At 69.5% G+C, this 17,488-nt stretch carries 12 protein-coding genes; 10 read left to right on the top strand and 2 right to left on the bottom strand.

Going from position 1 to position 17,488, the window contains the following annotated elements:
• Positions 1-49: 49 nt before the first annotated feature.
• The gene (locus KF823_02220; GenBank protein ID MBX3724714.1) at positions 50-1,423 is read left to right on the top strand and encodes a formimidoylglutamate deiminase; all 1,374 of its coding nucleotides are present in this window, start codon (positions 50-52) and stop codon (positions 1,421-1,423) included.
• Positions 1,424-1,449: 26 nt separating this feature from the next.
• On the opposite strand, the gene KF823_02215 is transcribed toward KF823_02220, so the two are convergent.
• Positions 1,450-2,700 carry an alkaline phosphatase family protein gene (locus KF823_02215; protein MBX3724713.1) on the bottom strand — a complete coding sequence of 417 codons (1,251 nt, stop codon included), beginning with the start codon at positions 2,698-2,700 and terminating at the stop codon, positions 1,450-1,452.
• Complete coding sequence (locus KF823_02210; GenBank protein MBX3724712.1) at positions 2,690-3,553, bottom strand: hypothetical protein; 864 nt, start codon at positions 3,551-3,553, stop codon at positions 2,690-2,692. Before KF823_02210 ends, KF823_02215 begins: the two co-directional genes overlap by 11 nt.
• A gap of 163 nt (positions 3,554-3,716) precedes the next feature.
• Between KF823_02210 and KF823_02205 the strand changes: the two genes are divergently transcribed.
• From KF823_02205 to lon, 9 genes are all read left to right on the top strand, one after another.
• Positions 3,717-5,396, top strand: a complete 1,680-nt coding sequence (locus KF823_02205) for a urocanate hydratase (protein MBX3724711.1) — start codon at positions 3,717-3,719, stop codon at positions 5,394-5,396.
• Between the two features lie 384 nt (positions 5,397-5,780).
• Positions 5,781-7,895, top strand: coding sequence for an EAL domain-containing protein (locus tag KF823_02200; protein MBX3724710.1), 2,115 nt, complete (start codon positions 5,781-5,783; stop codon positions 7,893-7,895).
• Between the two features lie 154 nt (positions 7,896-8,049).
• Positions 8,050-9,765: a diguanylate cyclase gene (locus tag KF823_02195; protein MBX3724709.1), complete on the top strand. Its 1,716-nt coding sequence runs from the start codon at positions 8,050-8,052 to the stop codon at positions 9,763-9,765.
• Positions 9,755-10,990: a DUF3391 domain-containing protein gene (locus tag KF823_02190; protein MBX3724708.1), complete on the top strand. Its 1,236-nt coding sequence runs from the start codon at positions 9,755-9,757 to the stop codon at positions 10,988-10,990. Before KF823_02195 ends, KF823_02190 begins: the two co-directional genes overlap by 11 nt.
• A 74-nt stretch (positions 10,991-11,064) precedes the next feature.
• Positions 11,065-12,309, top strand: coding sequence for an EAL domain-containing protein (locus tag KF823_02185; protein ID MBX3724707.1), 1,245 nt, complete (start codon positions 11,065-11,067; stop codon positions 12,307-12,309).
• 357 nt (positions 12,310-12,666) lie between these two features.
• On the top strand, positions 12,667-13,014 hold the full coding sequence (locus tag KF823_02180) for a BON domain-containing protein (protein MBX3724706.1): 348 nt from the start codon (positions 12,667-12,669) through the stop codon (positions 13,012-13,014).
• 99 nt (positions 13,015-13,113) lie between these two features.
• Positions 13,114-13,311: a CsbD family protein gene (locus KF823_02175; GenBank protein ID MBX3724705.1), complete on the top strand. Its 198-nt coding sequence runs from the start codon at positions 13,114-13,116 to the stop codon at positions 13,309-13,311.
• A gap of 144 nt (positions 13,312-13,455) precedes the next feature.
• Positions 13,456-14,766 carry an ATP-dependent Clp protease ATP-binding subunit ClpX gene (clpX, locus tag KF823_02170; protein MBX3724704.1) on the top strand — a complete coding sequence of 437 codons (1,311 nt, stop codon included), beginning with the start codon at positions 13,456-13,458 and terminating at the stop codon, positions 14,764-14,766.
• 130 nt (positions 14,767-14,896) lie between these two features.
• Positions 14,897-17,416: an endopeptidase La gene (gene lon / locus KF823_02165; GenBank protein MBX3724703.1), complete on the top strand. Its 2,520-nt coding sequence runs from the start codon at positions 14,897-14,899 to the stop codon at positions 17,414-17,416.
• Positions 17,417-17,488: the final 72 nt, after the last annotated feature.

The following is a 17,488-nucleotide window of genomic DNA, read 5'->3' as shown; positions in this document are numbered from 1 at the left end:
GCTTACACTGGCGAAGCTCCGGCGCGGCCGGGCAGGCGGGTAGGGCGAAATGAGCGACCGGTTCACCATTGCTGCGGAATCTCTCTGGCTGCCGGGCGGCTGGCAGGGGGCGCGCCGCCTGACCCTGGCCGATGGCCGCGTGGCAGCGGCAGACGCGCTCGAGTGCCCGCCAGCGGAGGCGGTCCGCTGGCTGCTGCCGGGCCTGCCCAACCTGCATTCGCACGCCTTCCAGCGCGCGATGGCCGGCCATGCCGAACGCCAGGGCGATCCGGCTGACAGCTTCTGGACCTGGCGGGAAGCGATGTACCGGCTCGCCGGGCGGCTGGAGCCGGAGTCGCTCCATGCGATCGCCTGCCAGCTGTTTGTGGAAATGCTCGAGGCTGGCCACACCTGGGTGTGCGAGTTCCACTACCTGCATCACCAGACGGACGGCACGCCCTACGACGACCCCGCGGCGATGAGCCGGGCTCTGCTGCGGGCGGCTGCAGACACCGGTATCGGCATCACGTTGCTCCCGGTGCTCTACATGACCGGCGGCTTCGACGGCCGGCCCCTGGCCGGCGGCCAGCGCCGCTTCGGACATGATCTGGAGAGCTACCTCCGCCTGGTCGAGTCCCTGCGCGGGCTCGAGAGCGATCGCGTGGTGGTCGGCATGGCGCTGCACAGTCTGCGCGCGGTGCCGCCGCACGCGCTGGCCGGGTGCCTGGACTCGGGATTGGCTGCAGGTCGGCCCATGCACATCCACATTGCCGAGCAGCAGGGCGAGGTCGACCAGTGCCTGGCGGCGCGCGGCGCCCGCCCGGTGCGCTGGCTGCTGGACCATGCCCCGGTCGACGAGCACTGGTGCCTGGTCCACGCCACCCACATGACGTCGGACGAGACTGCCGCGCTGGCCGCCACCGGCGCCACGGTCGCCTTGTGCCCGAGCACCGAGGCCAACCTCGGTGATGGCCTGTTCCCGCTGCTGGACTACCGTGCCGCCGGGGGCGCCTGGGGAATCGGCACGGACAGCCAGGTTGGCGTGTCGCCGGTGGAGGAACTGCGCTGGCTGGAGTATGGACAGCGCCTCCTGCATCGTCGCCGCAATCTCGTCTGCGACGCGGCCAGGCCCAGCGTCGGTGAGACGCTGCTGGCCGAGGCCCTGAGGGGCGGACGTGCCTGTGGTGTCGGCAGCGCACCCGACGCGATGGCGAGCGGCGCTGGCGCCGGCATGCCCGCGGACCTGATCGCCCTCGCTCCGGATGAGCCCGCGCTGATCGGCCACGATGAGACCGGCCTCCTCGATGCCTGGCTGTTCGCCAGCCGTCGCCCGGCCATCGACCGCGTCTGGGCCGGCGGCGTCGAGGTGGTGCGGGGCGGCGTCCACCACCGGCGCGAGGGCGTGCTGAACGCCTTCCGCAAGGCCCTGCCCGGGGCGGCCTGAGCGCCAGGCTCCCGGGCGGGCGCCGCTCAGCGCAGCATGGCGGCGGTCACCGCCGGGTCGCCATCGCCCGGCGCCGGCGCGATGCCGAGCAGGGCCGCCAGCAGGGGATAGACATGGACGTTGTCGAACGGTTCGGCGAGCAGGCCGGCGGCGAGGTCCGGGCCCTGGGCGACGAACAGCGCGCGCATGGCCGGCGAGGCCGGGTCGAATCCGTGCGCGCCCCGATTGCCCTCGGTGCGGTCCTGCCAGGGGTTGAAGCGCTCGCGCCGGCGTACCCGCCAGCCCTCGTCGAGCAGGCAGACGATCGCCGGCACCCTGGGGTGGCTGCCGAACCGCCAGTCGTCGGGTGTCTCCGAACGACGGTGGCAGGACAGCCCCTCGCGGGGCGCCAGCAGGGCTGCCTCCGCCTCCGCCGTCCTGCCCGGCCGGGGGTTGAAGGACAGCAGTTCGGACAGGCTGACAATCTCCACGAGTGCGGGATCGACGAGGTCTTCCAGGACCAGGGTGCGCTCGGGGTCGACCTGGGCCATGCCATGGTCGGAGACGATCACCAGATTGACGCGGCCGTCCAGCCCGATCCCTTCCAGGCCGTCGAGCAGGCGCCCCAGGGCGTTGTCCAGGGCGACCAGCGCGGCATCCAGCTGCGCCGAGTCGGGTCCGTAAAGGTGGCCGGTGGCGTCGGCCGCCTCCAGGTAGAGCGTGACCAGATGGGGGCGCCGCGGCGCCGGCAGGGCCAGCCAGGCGAGGACCTGGTCGACGCGGTCAGGCATTGTCATCGCGGCATCGTAGGGCAGCCATCGGTCTGGCCGGCGGCCGCCGATCGCCGCCTCCGAGCCCGGCCAGAACAGCGTGGCACTGCGCAGCCCGGCGCGCGCGGCGCCGATCCACAGCGGTTCGCCACCCCACCAACGGCCGTCGGACACGGCGGCCCGGTCGTGCAGGGCGAAACGGCCCAGTTTCGGATCCACCATGTTGTTGTCGACGATGCCATGCCGGTCCGGTCGCAAGCCGGTGACCATCGTGTAGTGGTTGGGAAACGTCTTGGACGGAAACGAGGGATTCATCCAGCGTGCGCGCACGCCCTCGTCGGCCAGCGCCTGGAGTCGCGGACTGAGGCCGCGGTCAAGGTAGTCGGGATGGAAGCCGTCCAGGGAGATCAGGATGAGCGGATGGCCCGGTTGCCGGTCCGGTCCGCCAGCGGTGGTCGGCAGCGCGCAGGCGTTGAGCAGCCACGCCAGCGCCAGCGCGATCGCCCCCCGGCCGAGCTCATTCGGCATAGGGAACCGCGGTGGCCGTGTAGTTGAAGTAGAACCACCAGCCGGAGACACCCTCATGGATGTCCTTGTCGCTGTAGTTGGGGCAGGCACCCGTGCCGCCCGCCAGGAGGCTGGACAGCGGCCTGGCGCCCAGGCCGGGCAGTTCGATCACCAGGGCATCCGCGGCGGCTTCGCTCAGGAACCCCATCAGCAGGCCGTCGGCCAGACCCGGCGCCGGGCTCTCGCGGCGGCTTGCCGCGGTGCGCACCGAGGTCAGCGGCAGCGGCAGTCCGGCGCCCCTGGAAGGGTCCGTGGCCAGGCCCGGAAATACGGGAAATGGCAGCGTGGCCGAGGCGCCCGTGGCCCCGGCGGCGTCGCTTGCGAAGCACGGCCCTCCGGGCGTTCCGACCGCCGGCGAATAGGGCCGGGTGGTGCCGGGCAGGGGGCTCAGGCAGGTACCCAGGGATTGTCCCGTGTAGGGCATGGCCGCGAGGCTGGGCGGCTCGTCGGGCTGGCAGGCGGTGCCCGCAGCAGGGGCCGTGCAACGGGCACCGCCGGTCAGTCCGAGTGCCCGGCGATCGTCCGTGCGCAGGGGCCGGAACAGCAGCATCGCGCTGTTGTCCAGGAAGCCGTCGCCGTCATCGTCCGCGACCAGCCCGGCGGCGATCTGGTCGTTGACCTGGCTGGTGATGTCGGTGCAGAAGATCAGCACCTGGGTGAAGAAGTGCGGGTCGCGCAGGACCAGCCCGTCGATCCGGTGTGCCTGCAACCGTTCGAAGCCGTCGAGGTGGATGAAATCGGCAGGGCCGACCTGGGCCGATAGCGGGGCCGCCAGGAGGCCGGCGACGACCGCCACTGTCCGCTTGATCCTCATGACGATCCTCCACCGTGGTCGCCGGGACTATATCAGCGGGTGGTGGCGCTTTCGTGTCGACCCGCATGGCCGATCCGCGGTTGTCCGGCAAGGAAGCGCCCGGGGCCCGGGATGCGCCTGGCCGGCGTCCTATAATCGGCCGCGCCGCCAACGAGCAGGGAACATGACCGAGCAATCCAGGAGCGCCCCCGGGCGTGTCGTGCGGGCCCCGCGGGGCAGCCAGCTTTCCTGCCGGTCCTGGCAGGTCGAGGCCGCCTTCCGGATGCTGCAGAACAACCTCGATCCGGAGGTTGCCGAGCGCCCGGAGGACCTCGTGGTCTACGGCGGCATCGGCCGCGCGGCGCGCGACTGGGCCTGCTTCGACGCCATCCTGGCGACCCTGCGGGAGCTGGGCGACGACCAGACGCTGCTGGTGCAGTCGGGCAAGCCGGTCGGCGTGTTTCCCACGCATCCGGATGCCCCGCGGGTGCTGATCGCCAATTCCAATCTGGTACCGGCCTGGGCCACCTGGGAGCACTTTCACGCGCTCGATCGCAAGGGCCTGATGATGTACGGCCAGATGACCGCAGGCAGCTGGATCTACATCGGCAGCCAGGGCATCGTGCAGGGCACCTACGAGACCTTCGTGGAGATGGGCCGTCAGCATTACGGGGGCGATCTCGCCGGCAAGTGGATACTGACCGCCGGCCTGGGCGGCATGGGCGGTGCCCAGCCGCTGGCGGCCAGCCTGGCCGGCGCATGCAGCCTCACCATCGAATGCCGCCAGGCGAGCATCGACTTCCGGCTGAAGACCCGGTACGTCGACGAGCAGGCCAACGACCTCGACGATGCCCTGGCCCGGATCGCCAAGCACACGGCGGCCGGCGAGGCCCGCTCGATCGCCCTGCTCGGCAATGCCGCCGAGGTGCTGCCCGAGCTGGTGCGCCGCGGCGTGCGTCCGGATGCGGTCACCGACCAGACATCGGCGCACGACCCCGTGCACGGCTACCTGCCGGTGGGCTGGACCGTCGAGCAGTGGCTGGACGCGCAGCAGGCGGATCCGGACCGCGTCCGCGATGCCGCAAAGCGGTCCATGCGGGTCCATGTGGAAGCCATGCTGGCCTTCCAGGCCATGGGCGTTCCGACCTTCGATTACGGCAACAACATCCGCCAGATGGCCAAGGACGAAGGCTGCGTCAACGCCTTCGACTTTCCGGGTTTCGTGCCCGCCTATGTGCGGCCCCTGTTCTGCCGCGGCATCGGGCCGTTTCGCTGGGTGGCGCTCTCCGGTGATCCGGAGGACATCCACCGGACCGACGCCCGGGTCAAGGAGCTGATCCCGGACGATGCGCACCTGCATCGCTGGCTGGACATGGCCCGCGAACGGATCAGCTTCCAGGGCCTGCCGGCAAGGATCTGCTGGGTCGGTCTGGGCCAGCGGCACCGGCTGGGCCTTGCCTTCAACGAGATGGTCCGCAACGGCGAGCTCAAGGCGCCGGTGGTCATCGGCCGGGACCACCTGGACTCGGGCTCGGTGGCCAGCCCAAACCGCGAGACCGAGGCCATGATGGACGGTTCCGACGCGGTCTCGGACTGGCCGTTGCTCAACGCCATGCTCAACGTCGCCAGCGGAGCCACCTGGGTCAGTCTGCATCACGGCGGCGGCGTCGGCATGGGATACAGCCAGCACAGTGGCGTGGTGATCGTCTGCGACGGCAGCGAAGCGGCCGATCGCCGGTTGGGCAGGGTACTCTGGAACGATCCCGGCACCGGGGTGATGAGGCACGCCGATGCCGGTTATCCCGATGCCCGCCAGTGCGCCGCGGCAGAGGGGCTAAGGCTGCCGATGCTGGAAGAACGCTGACCCGCGTCGACGTGCTCGCAAATGGTCTGTCGATCAACGACCGCCCTGGTCGTTGATCGAGCCACCCATCCGCCGCAGGGACGGGCGGCATGTGGCGAGGCGCCCGGTTGCGCGGTCGCCTCGCCAGGGGGCCGTTCATGGCCGCTGCCCACGGGCCGTTGTTCGGTACCCCCCCACCGTCGTGGCGACGCCGTGACCTGACCATCCCGCCGATGCCGGGCCACGGGCAGCCTTGGACACCGGGGTTCCGAGGTCGAGCGGCAGCGCGGGGCCCGGCCCCCGTTGCGAGGGCTGTTCCGGCGGTCTTGTCAGCAGCAGGACGGCGGCGCACACTCCGGAGGCGGCCGCGGTCGCCCTGCGGCCGGCGGTTGCCCGGGAGGCGACATGGACAGCCTGGTGGAAACCGGGATTTTCGCCGAGGCCGGGCGTGCCGGATGGCGTGCCGTGCTCCTCTTGCTGCAGGCGATACCCGACCCGGCCTGGATCAAGGATGCCAACGGCCGGTACGTTGCGGTCAATCCGCCCTACCTTCTCGATTTCCGCGAGCGCAACCTCAGGGATGCCGTGCAGGTCATCGGCATGCGTGCGCGCGACGTGCACGATCCCGCCGACGCGGAGCGGATCGAGACCGAGGACCGCGAGCTGCTGCAACGGGGCGGACAGGTGCGCGACGAGCGCTGGATGGTCGATCGCAGCGGTCGCCGGCGCGGCTTCGAGATCACCCGATTCGTCGTGCTGGACGACCACGGCACCCCGGTCGGCACGATGGGCATCGCGCGGGACATCAGCGAGCGTGTCGCGCTGACCGAGGGACTGCGCGCCAGCGAGGCCCAGCTGGCGGCGCTGATCCGCAACCTGCCCGGCACCTTGTTCCGTCGCCCGGTCGACCAGCCCTGGGCGGTCGATTTCGTCAGCGACGGCGTGCTCGAACTGAGCGGTCATCCACCGGAGACCTTCCTGCGCGGCGAACGCCGCTGGATCGACCTGGTCCACGATGACGACCGCGAGGAGCTCATCGCGGTGGCCAGCCGGGGACTTGAAGCGCTGGGCAGCTACGCCCTCGAGTACCGGATCGTCCGGGCCGATGGCCGGCTCCGACGGGTCTCCGAGCGCGGCCTGAGGATGGACCAGGCCAGCGGTGGCGGGATGATCGAAGCCTATGTCTCCGACATCACCGAGTCCCACGAGCGGCTGCAGCGGCTGGCCTACCTGGCAAGCCACGACGAGCTGACCGGACTGGCCAACCGCAATGGTCTGCTCGAACGCACCAGCCAGTCGCTTGCCGCCGCAGGCGACGCGGAGCCGGTGGCACTGGCGGTGGTCAACCTGGATCACTTCCGCCTGGTCAACGAAAGCCTGGGCCACCGTGGCGGAGATCGCCTGCTCAGGGAGCTCGCGGGCCGGTTGCGGAATGCGATGCGGCCGAAGGAGTTCGCCGCGCGCATCGGCGACGACACCTTCGCCGTCGTCCTCCACGGCCAGCGCGGACAGGCATTGCGGGCCCGGATCGCGGGCCTGCTCGACGCCGTGCGCAGACCTGCCACCGTGGCCGGTGGCGAGATTTCGGTCACCGCTTGCGCGGGCTACACGCTGGCCAATGGCGAGGCCAGTCCGGACGTGCTGCTGCGTCAGGCCGATGCCGCCCTGGTCCGCGCCCGCCGGCTTGGCCGGGACCGATTCACGGCCTACGACCCGGGCTCTGACGAAGGTGCGGAACTTCGTGTCCGGCTCGCCACCGACCTGCGCCGGGCCCTCGAGCGCGATGAACTGGCGGTCCACTACCAGCCCATCCACACGCGCGAGGGCTCGCGTCCGTTCGCATTGGAGGCGCTGCTGCGCTGGCAGCATCCCGAACTCGGCATGGTGGGCCCGTCCACCTTCGTGCCGCTCGCCGAGGAGACCGGCCAGATCGTCGAGATCGGCGCCTGGGTGCTGGAGCAGGCCTGCCGCGAGCTGGTCGCGCTGCGCGGGGAGGGCCACGCGATCGATCACGTGTCGGTCAATCTCTCGGTGGTGCAGTTGCGCGACGAGGGGCTGCCTCGCCAGGTCCACGAGATCCTGCAACGCACCGGCCTGGCCCCGAACCGGCTGGCCCTGGAAGTGACCGAGAGCTGTGCCGTGTTCGACACCGACGAGGTGATGCAGCGGCTGGCATCGCTGAAGGCCATGGGCCTGCTGCTGGTGATGGACGATTTCGGCACCGGCTATTCCAGCCTTGCGCAGCTTCGCCGGTTCCCCCTCGATCGCCTCAAGCTGGACAGGCAGTTCGTCACCGAGCTGGAACAGGATCCGGTGGCGCGGCGGATCTGCGAAGTGGTGACCACGCTGGCGCACGGACTGGGCATGACGGTGGTTGCCGAGGGCGTGGAGACCCAGGCGCAGCTCGATCTTCTGGGCAAGATCGGTTGCGACCTGGTGCAGGGCTTCCTGCTGGCCAGGCCGATGCCGCCGGCGGCGCTGCGTAGCCATCTGGCGGAGGTCGCGTCGGGTGCCGGTTGAGCGGCGCCGGTGCCCGATCCCGAGCCGGATCCGGGTCTGCCTGCGGTGTCGCAGGTCGCAGCGGAGGGCGGCTTTTCCCGCTAGATTGGCGTCCAGGCCTCAGCCGGTGCACCATCCAGTGCGCAACTTCCACCACTCGTTCAGATCGTTCCTCGTGCTCCGGGGTCTTGTGGCGCTCGTGTTGGCGATGCTGGCCTCGGCGCTGCCGGCCGAGACGGTTCTTCTGCCGGCGATCCAGCCGGCCCTGCCGTCCACAGGCGTTTCCTGCGTTGGCCCGGAGGCGGCATTCGTGCCGGTGCAGGCGATGCTGCATGCGCCCGCGGGGGGTTGGCCCGGCAAGCCGGTGGCCGTGGTGGTGGCCAACGTGCTTGCCGGGGAAGTCCGCATCGAACACGGTGGAACGCTGGTCTGCGGCAACCAGTGGGACTCCCGGAGCCTGGATTCGCGTTTCCGGGCAGGCGTCGGCGCGGTTCTGACCCCGGTCCCGGGCAGCACCGATCCGATCGAGCTGAGCTTTCCCGAGACCGCCACGCCCTGGCTGCCGCCGGTCGTTCGTCATGGCGACCCGGCCACCGTGCAGCGCGGCGACACCGGGCGCTTCGTGACGAGGATCGCCACCACCGCGGTGATCACGGCGATGGCGCTGTCGGCCCTGCTGTCCTTCGTGGGCCTGCGTGAACCGGTGTTTCTCGCCTACGGGTTCAACGTGCTCGTGCTGGCGACCTGGCTGTCGATGCTGTCGGGGTTGTGGGGCTATCCGCGTCCCTGGTTGCCGCTCGGTTCCCTGGCGTCGAGCCTGCCGATCGCGCTGCCGCTCGTGCTGTTCGGCGGGACCAGCCGCCTGGTGCTCCGCCAGGGCGGGATGCACCGGATGCTGCCCTGGCTGGATGACGGGCTGCGTCGCCTGAGCTGGCTGCTGGGTGGCGCCGCCATCCTGGTGCTGGTCCTGCCACTGTCCTGGTTGCCGGTCGCCTCGGTGACCGTGGAGCTGGTGTTCACCGCCCTGTGCCTGCTGCTGGCGACCTGCCTTTCTGCCGCCATCGCCATGGGGCGTACCCGCGCCGCGTACGCACTGGTGACCATCCTGCCGTTCCTCGCGATCGCGCTTGCCCAGGTGCTCGCGCCGGCGCCGGTGCGCGCCTGGAAGGTCGAGCTGCTGATGCTCGCCTGCGCCTGGTTCGTGCTGTCGTCCAGCCTGGTCCTCACGGTGAGGTTGCTCACCCTTCGCCGCCAGCGCGACCAGTTGCAGGTACTGGCCCGCACCGACGAGCTCACCGGCCTGGCGAACCGCCGAGCCATTCTTGCCGAGCTGGAGACCGGGGTGCAGCGGGCCCGGGCCGATGGCGGGCCGCTGGCGGTGGCATTCATCGACATCGACCATTTCAAGACGATCAATGCCCGGTTGGGCCATGCCGGCGGCGACCGGGTCCTGGTCTCGGTTGCGCGGCTGATGCGTCAGAGCCTGCGCCGCAGCGACCGGATCGGGCGGCTTGGCGGCGAGGAGTTCCTGATCATCCTGCCGGGGGCCGAGCCGGCGGCCAGCGTCGATCTGCTGCACAGGCTCTGTCGCCGGATACGCCAGCAGGGCGCCGGCGGCGAGGGACCGCGTGTCACGGCCAGCGCAGGACTGACCTGGCTGGGCGCGCGCGACGACGATGCCGCCCGCCTGCTGGCGCGGGCGGACCAGGCGATGTTCGATGCCAAGCGGGCCGGCCGGGACCGGGTCGAAGTCAGGCCGCCGCCGCACGCAGACTCGACGGCTCCGGGTGTTTGCCCCGATACTGGCCCTCCGACCGGACAGGGTCGCGTCGCTCCGGTCGGCCAGGCTGGGGTCCGCCACCAAGGAGGTTCCACCGGACATGGCCGTTGACGAGCGCACTTTGCCGGTTGCCGACCTCCGGCCGGGCATGTGGGTGAGCCGCCTCGACCGTGACTGGCTGGGGACGCCCTTTCCGATGCAGGGATTCCTGATCAAGGACCAGGAGGACATCCGGCGGCTGTCGGAGTTCTGCCGGGAAGTCGTGATCGACGTTTCGCCGGAACGGCGGCAGGAGCCACGCCGGCCACTGATGTCGCTCGAGGGCAGCCGGGTCGGCGGCGTACCGCTGCGCAAGGTGCTGCCTTACCCGGTCCGACACGAGGTGCGGGCCGAGCTGGACGGCGCCCGCAAGGCCAAGGTCGACATGCTCGCCCTCGCCAAGGACCTTGAGGCCGACCTCAAGGCCGGCCGGCCGATCGAAATGGATCGCGTACAGGCCAGCGTCGAAGGCCTGGTGGCCAGCGTCCTGCGCAATCCCGACGCCATCTTCTGGCTGCTTGGCCTGGTCCGGCGCGACCACTACGCCCATCACCACGCGCTGCAGTGCAGTGCCCTGTCGGCTGCCTTCGGCCGCCACCTCGCGATGCCGCGCGACATGATCCTGGACCTGGCGACCGGCGGATTCCTGCTCGATGCCGGCATGGCCAAGGTGCCGGCCGAGCTGCTGTCGCGGGCTGGCGCGCTGGACGAAAGCGAGCGGGGCAAGGTCCGCGCCCACGTCGAGACCGGACTGCGCATCCTCGCCCACGCCGGCCTGGCGCGGCCGGCGATCATCGAAATGATCGCCGGCCATCACGAGCGGCACGACGGCAGCGGCTACCCAAAGGGCCTGGTCGGCGAGGACATCCCGCTGACCGCCCGGATCGCCGGGTTGGTCGACAGCTACGACGCGATGGTCAACGAGCGGCCGTACCGCCCCGCCTATTCGCCCCATGCGGCACTGCAATTGCTCTACCGCGAGCGGGAGACGCTGTTCCAGGAGGAGGTCGTCGAGCACCTGCTGCAGTGTCTGGGCGTCTATCCGACCGGGTCGCTGGTCGAACTGAGCAATGGCGAAGTGGCGGTCGTCATGGCCCAGAATCCGGCGCGCCGGCTCAAGCCCAGGGTGATGGTGCTGATGAGTCCGGAGCGCCGCCTCTACCAGCGGTTCGTCGATATCGACCTGATGCAGGTGGACAACGACGCCAGTGGCCGCCCCGGCCTGATGATCACCGCGGCGCTGCCGGCCGGGGCCTACGGCCTCGACCAGGCCGACCTCTTCCTGGGCCAGGACTGACCGGTGCCGACGGCCTGGGCCAGTTCCGGGCCGGCCCGTCGGCCAGGGGATGCAACGCACCGGTCGGAGGGCCGATGATCCAGGGCAGCGAATTCATCGACCGTGCCGGTCCGGCGCTCTTGGAGGCACTCGATCGCGGCGCTTCCTGCGCGCTGCTTCGGGTCAGGCTGCGCGGACTGCGCAGCGTGGCGATGCGGATCGGATACGCCGCCACCGGCAGCCTGATGGACGACCTGGTCGAGCGCGCGAAAGGCGTCCTGCGCGAAGGCGACCAGGTGGCGGCGATCGGTCCCGGGGAGCTGGCCGTGCTGCTGGTCCCGGTGCGTGACGACCAGCATGCCATGCTGGCGGCGACACGGCTGCTGCGCCTGTATGCGGAACTGGTGGATATCGGCGCCGGACATGTCGACCCGGACGCCGCGATCGGGGTGGCGCTCTCTCCCGACCATGGCACCACCGCCGACCAGCTGTGTCGACGCGCCGAACAGGCGCTGCACCGGGCGGTGCTGACGCCGGACCGCTTCACCCTGCACAGTCATGACGTCGGAATCGACGTGCTGGATGCCGAGACGCTGCGCGGCGCCATACGCAACGCCTCCCTGGGCATGGCGTTCCAGCCGGTATGGGACCTGCGCGGCGACCGGCTGGCCGGCGCCGAGGCTCTGGCCCGCTGGCACCATCCGGACCTTGGCGAGGTCAGTCCGATCCACTTCGTGGCATTGGCGGAGCGGTCGGGGCTGATATCAGAGTTCACCCGCTGGAGCCTGCACACCGCATTGCAGACCCTGGCCGGGGCGCGACGCGCCGGCTTCGACCTGCCGATCTCGATCAACATGTCGGCGCGCGCGTTCGGCGACCGCGGATTGACGGAGCAGGTGGCCGACGCGCTCCGGCTGTGGGGCGTGCCCCCGTTCATGATCGAGCTCGAGGTCACCGAGACGGCGATGCTGGATGCCCCGGAACTGGGTGGCATCGTGCTGGGGCAGCTGCACGACGAGGGCGTCTGCGTGGCGATCGACGATTTTGGCGTGGGCAGTTCTTCGTTCACCTATCTTCGCGATCTGCCGGTCGATCGCATCAAGATCGACCGCAGCTTCGTCGGCGCCATCCTGACCAGCCGGCGCTGCCTCACGCTGGTCCACGGCATGATCGACCTCGCCCACCGGCTGGGCATGAGCGTGGTCGCCGAGGGCGTCGAGGATGGCGCCACGCTGGACCGCCTGCGCGCGCTCGGTTGCGACTTCGCCCAGGGGTTCGAGATCGGCCGCCCGATGGCGATGTCCGACTTGCTGACCAGGTACGTCCACAACGCCGCCTGAAGTCCCTGAGCCGGTCCGCTTACCGGCCGCGAGACCTGCGCGTGGCCAATTGCGGGCGAGCCGAGGCCCGCCGGCCATGCCACCGGCCACTCCGGTCCGGTCCCGACGAACCAGTCCCGATCACCGGCCGGTGTCGCTGTCGCGCCGGTTTCGCGTTCGCCGTCCCCGGACGACGGCAGCCTGCACGGTGGCGCCGGGAAGTCCGGGCAATACGCCCGGCGACCCGGTGGAATTCCAGGGGGATACCCAGTCAAAACAAAGGGATGGAAGGTTGGCACGGCGACTGCGTAGGTGTCAGGGCGCCCAACTGTGGTGCCTAGTGCAAACGTCGTGACAACCATTGAGAAGGAGAAGACCATGTCCAACAACGCGCTGATCCGCATGCCCTCCCTGGCCGCCCTGGTCGCCGCCGGCGCCCTGGTGGTCGCCGCCCCGATGGCGATCGCGAACGATTACGCCGAGCGGGCCGACGACCGCGATTCCAGCCAGCCGGTGACCGACACCTGGATCACCACCAAGGTGAAGTCCACCCTGCTGGCCGACGGCGACGTCGCCGGCACCGACATCAACGTCACCACCGTCGACGGCGTCGTGACCCTGGCCGGTGTGCTGAACAGCCAGGCGGCCGTCGAGAAGGCGATCGACCTGACGCGCGGCATCGAGGGCGTGGTCGCCGTCGATACGCGGGCGCTGACCGTCCGCTGAGCCTGACCCGCTCGATGAACGAATCCCGCGTGCGTCGCTGACGGCCACGCGGGAACACCAGGCGGGCGTTCCCGCCAGAACGAGATACGGAGCAAACCTATGAACGAGGATCGCATCAAGGGCAAGTGGAAGCAGCTCACCGGTACGGTGAAGGAGAAGTGGGGCAAGCTCACCGACGATGACCTGAAGGTGGTCGAGGGCAACTCCGAGTACCTGGCCGGCAAGATCCAGGAGCGCTACGGCGTCGCACGCGACGAAGCCGAGAAGCAGGTCCGCGAGTTCGAACGGAGCCTGTAGTCGCCAACGGACGGCGGCCGCCCGGTCGCCGTCATTGCCCGGGAGCGGGGCGCCAGGCGGCCAGCCTGGCGCCCCGCTTCATTTGGGGCTGGGGCGCTGTGTTATGCTGCCGGGGACCATGGACAAGGCACGCGGACACAGCGCATGAGCGAAGAGCGACAAGGCCGGGGCGGCGGTACGGGCGCCGGCGGCGATGGCGGCAAGATCCTCTACTGCTCGTTCTGCGGCAAGAGCCAGCACGAGGTCCGCAAGCTGATCGCCGGGCCGAGCGTGTTCATCTGCGATGAGTGCGTCGAGCTGTGCAACGACATCATCCGCGAGGAGCTGGAGGAGAAGACCGCCAGCACCCGCAGCAGCCTGCCGCGCCCCAAGGAGATCCTCGAGGTCCTGGACCAGTACGTGATCGGCCAGGCGCAGGCCAAGAAGGTCCTCGCGGTTGCGGTCTACAACCACTACAAGCGGCTGGAATCGCGCGGCCGCGGCGATGACGTCGAGCTCGCGAAATCCAACATCCTGCTGATCGGGCCGACCGGCTCCGGCAAGACCCTGCTCGCCGAGACGCTGGCCCGGCTTCTGAACGTGCCGTTCACGATCGCCGACGCCACGACGCTGACCGAGGCCGGTTACGTCGGCGAGGATGTCGAGAACATCATCCAGAAGCTCTTGCAGAAGTGCGACTACGACGTCGACAAGGCGCAGTCCGGCATCGTCTACATCGACGAGATCGACAAGATCTCCCGGAAGAGCGAGAACCCTTCGATCACCCGCGATGTCAGCGGCGAGGGTGTGCAGCAGGCGCTGCTCAAGCTCATCGAGGGAACGCTGGCCAGCGTGCCGCCGCAGGGCGGCAGGAAGCACCCGCAGCAGGAATTCCTGCAGGTCGACACGCGCAACATCCTGTTCATCTGCGGTGGTGCGTTCGCGGGCCTGGAGAAGGTCATCCAGCAGCGCTCGGACTCCACCGGCATCGGCTTCCAGGCCGAGGTCCGCAGCAAGCAGAAGGTGGCAAGCGTCGGCAAGGTTCTGCGCGACGTGGAACCCGAGGACCTCGTGCGGTTCGGCCTGATCCCCGAATTCGTAGGTCGGCTGCCGGTGGTCGCGACCCTGGAGGAACTCGACGAGGCGGCGCTGGTGCGCATCCTCACCGAGCCCAAGAACGCCGTCGTCAAGCAGTTCCGCAAGCTGTTCGACATGGAAGGCGTGGAGCTGGAGTTCCGCCCAGATGCCCTCTCGGCCATCGCTCGCAGGGCCCTGCAGCGGAAGACCGGCGCGCGCGGCCTGCGCACCATCCTCGAGGGCGTGCTGCTCGACACCATGTTCGAGTTGCCCACCCTGGAGGACGTCAGCAAGGTGGTGGTGGACGAGGCCGTAGTGAACGGCCAGGCTGAGCCCTACCTGATCTTCGAGGGTGGTGCGGCCCAGGCCAAGACCGCCTCCGAGAAGCTAAGCGGCTGATTCAATAGTCGTTTACAGGTCCCAGCCGATCGGCCGGGGCCGCTTGCATTCCATCCCGACGCCCCCAGTTCTTGGCCATCGGACGCCCGCACCGGGCGCACCGGCCCATTCCGCATTGCAGCGACCAGACATGAGCATCGACCTGACCCAGCACGCCGAGCTGCCCGTTCTGCCCCTCCGGGACGTGGTGGTCTATCCGCACATGGTGATTCCGCTGTTCGTCGGCCGGGAGAAGTCGGTGCGCGCGCTCGAGGCGGCCATGGAGGGCGACAAGCAGATCCTCCTGGTCGCCCAGACCAGTCCCGAGATCGACGACCCCGGTCCGGGCGAGTTGTTCGACATCGCGACGGTGGCCACGGTCCTGCAACTGCTCAAGCTGCCCGACGGCACCATCAAGGTGCTGGTCGAGGGTCTCTCGCGCTGCCGTGTCCTCGGCCTGCGCGACGACGAAGGTCAGCTGGTCGCCCATGCCGAGCCGATCGCCGACCTGCTGGTGCGCGAGGAACGCGAGCTGGAGGTGCTGGGACGGACGCTGCTCAACCAGTTCGAGCAGTTCGTGAAGCTCAACCGCAAGATTCCTCCCGAGCTGCTGACCACGCTGGCTGGTATCGACGATCCGAGCCGCCTGGCGGACACCATCGCTGCGCACCTCAACATCCGCCTTGTCGACAAGCAGAAGGTGCTGGAGACGGTCGACGTGGCGGCACGGCTGGAAATGCTGATCGGCCACGTGGACAGCGAGATCGACGTCCAGCAGATCGAGAAGCGCATCCGCGGTCGCGTCAAGTCGCAGATGGAGAAGAGCCAGCGGGAGTACTACCTCAACGAGCAGATGAAGGCGATCCAGAAGGAGCTCGGCGAACTCGACGAGGCGCCGAACGAACTGGAGGAGCTGGCGCGCCGCATCGACAAGGCCGGAATGCCCAAGCCCGTCGAGTCGAAGGCCAGGACCGAGCTCAACAAGCTCAAGCAGATGTCGCCGATGTCGGCCGAGGCGACCGTGGTCCGGAACTACCTGGACTGGCTGCTCGGCGTTCCCTGGGCGCAGCGCTCGCGCGTGCGCAAGGATCTCGACGCGGCCGAGCAGGTCCTCGACCACGACCACCACGGGCTGGAGAAGGTCAAGGAGCGCATCCTCGAATACCTCGCTGTGCAGCAGCGGGTGCGCAAGCTCAAGGGCCCGATCCTGTGCCTGGTCGGCCCGCCGGGCGTCGGCAAGACCTCGCTGGGCCAGTCGATCGCCAAGGCGACCAACCGCAAGTTCGTGCGGATTTCCCTGGGCGGCGTCCGGGACGAGGCCGAGATCCGCGGACACCGGCGCACCTACATCGGGTCGCTGCCCGGCCGCATCATCCAGAACCTCAACAAGGCGGGCAGCCGAAACCCGCTGATCATGCTGGACGAGATCGACAAGATGTCGATGGACTTCCGCGGCGATCCCTCGTCGGCGCTGCTCGAGGTGCTCGACCCCGAGCAGAACCACACCTTCAACGACCACTACCTGGAGGTCGACGTCGACCTGTCCGAGGTGATGTTCATCGCCACGGCGAATTCCCTGAACATTCCCGGGCCGCTGCTCGACCGCATGGAGGTGATCCGGATTCCCGGCTACACCGAGGACGAGAAGCTGGCGATCGCCGAACGCTACCTGGTTCCCAAGCAGCTGAAGGCGAACGGCCTGATTCCCGAGGAGCTGTCGATCTCGACGTCGGCGGTTCGCGACATCGTCCGCTACTACACCCGCGAATCGGGCGTGCGCGGACTGGAACGCGAAATTGCAAAGATCTGCCGGAAGGTGGTCAAGGAACTGATCCTCGCCGGTACCCGTGCCGCCAAGGGCAAGGGCAAGGCGGCGGACCGTGACGCAGGGCAGGCGGCAGCCGTCAGGAAGGCCGGGAAAGGCACTAAGACCAGGCGTGTGCGCGTCGACGCGCGGAATCTCGACGACTACCTGGGCGTCCGGCGCTTCGACTATGGGCGCGCCGAGGCCGAGGACGAGATCGGCGTGGTGACCGGTCTCGCCTGGACCAGCGTCGGCGGCGACCTGCTCTCGATCGAGGCCAGCATCGTGCCCGGCAAGGGCAAGCTGATCCACACCGGTCAGCTCGGAGGCGTCATGCAGGAGTCGATCCAGGCTGCGCTGTCGGTGGTCCGGGCGCGCACCGAGCGGCTCGGCATCGACAGCGACTTCCACCAGAAGCACGACATCCACATCCACGTGCCGGAAGGGGCGACGCCCAAGGACGGCCCGAGCGCGGGTATCGCCATGTGCACGGCGCTGGTCTCCGCGCTGACGCGCGTACCGATCCGGCGCGACGTGGCGATGACCGGCGAGATCACGCTGCGCGGCCGCGTGCTGCCGATCGGCGGCCTCAAGGAGAAGCTGCTGGCCGCCCATCGCGGTGGTCTCAAGACGGTCATCATCCCTGAAGAGAACCGCAAGGACCTGTCCGACATACCGCGCAACATCACCGGCTCCCTGGAGATCCACGCGGTCCGCTGGATCGACGAGGTGCTGGACATCGCGCTGGTCAGGCCGATCGTCCCGCAGGCACCGGCACCCCAGGATCCTGCGGTGGCGGGCGACGAAGCGGTAACGGCTTCGGAGGCCGTCGCAGAAGCCTCCGCGGGTCGCCAGCGGCCGCACTGAGGCCCTGCTCGGCGACCCGCTCCGGCGCTGGCGGAAATGGCTGAAACCCGCATGATTGCTTGTTGCGCGCCC

The sequence above is a fragment of the Lysobacterales bacterium genome (genome assembly GCA_019634735.1).
GTDB lineage: Bacteria > Pseudomonadota > Gammaproteobacteria > Xanthomonadales > UBA2363 > Pseudofulvimonas.
Note: the sequence above shows the minus strand (reverse complement) of the source record. Positions and strands in the feature narration are given on the sequence as shown.

Bases quoted from the DNA above. Each gene is read 5' to 3' on its own strand.
- KF823_02220 (MBX3724714.1), top strand. From the start codon at position 50: ATGAGCGACCGGTTCACCATTGCTGCGGAATCTCTCTGGCTGCCGGGC.
- KF823_02215 (MBX3724713.1), bottom strand. From the start codon at position 2,700: ATGCCGAATGAGCTCGGCCGGGGGGCGATCGCGCTGGCGCTGGCGTGG.
- KF823_02210 (MBX3724712.1), bottom strand. From the start codon at position 3,553: ATGAGGATCAAGCGGACAGTGGCGGTCGTCGCCGGCCTCCTGGCGGCC.
- KF823_02205 (MBX3724711.1), top strand. From the start codon at position 3,717: ATGACCGAGCAATCCAGGAGCGCCCCCGGGCGTGTCGTGCGGGCCCCG.
- KF823_02200 (MBX3724710.1), top strand. From the start codon at position 5,781: ATGGACAGCCTGGTGGAAACCGGGATTTTCGCCGAGGCCGGGCGTGCC.
- KF823_02190 (MBX3724708.1), top strand. From the start codon at position 9,755: ATGGCCGTTGACGAGCGCACTTTGCCGGTTGCCGACCTCCGGCCGGGC.
- KF823_02185 (MBX3724707.1), top strand. From the start codon at position 11,065: ATGATCCAGGGCAGCGAATTCATCGACCGTGCCGGTCCGGCGCTCTTG.
- KF823_02180 (MBX3724706.1), top strand. From the start codon at position 12,667: ATGTCCAACAACGCGCTGATCCGCATGCCCTCCCTGGCCGCCCTGGTC.
- KF823_02175 (MBX3724705.1), top strand. From the start codon at position 13,114: ATGAACGAGGATCGCATCAAGGGCAAGTGGAAGCAGCTCACCGGTACG.
- clpX (MBX3724704.1), top strand. From the start codon at position 13,456: ATGAGCGAAGAGCGACAAGGCCGGGGCGGCGGTACGGGCGCCGGCGGC.
- lon (MBX3724703.1), top strand. From the start codon at position 14,897: ATGAGCATCGACCTGACCCAGCACGCCGAGCTGCCCGTTCTGCCCCTC.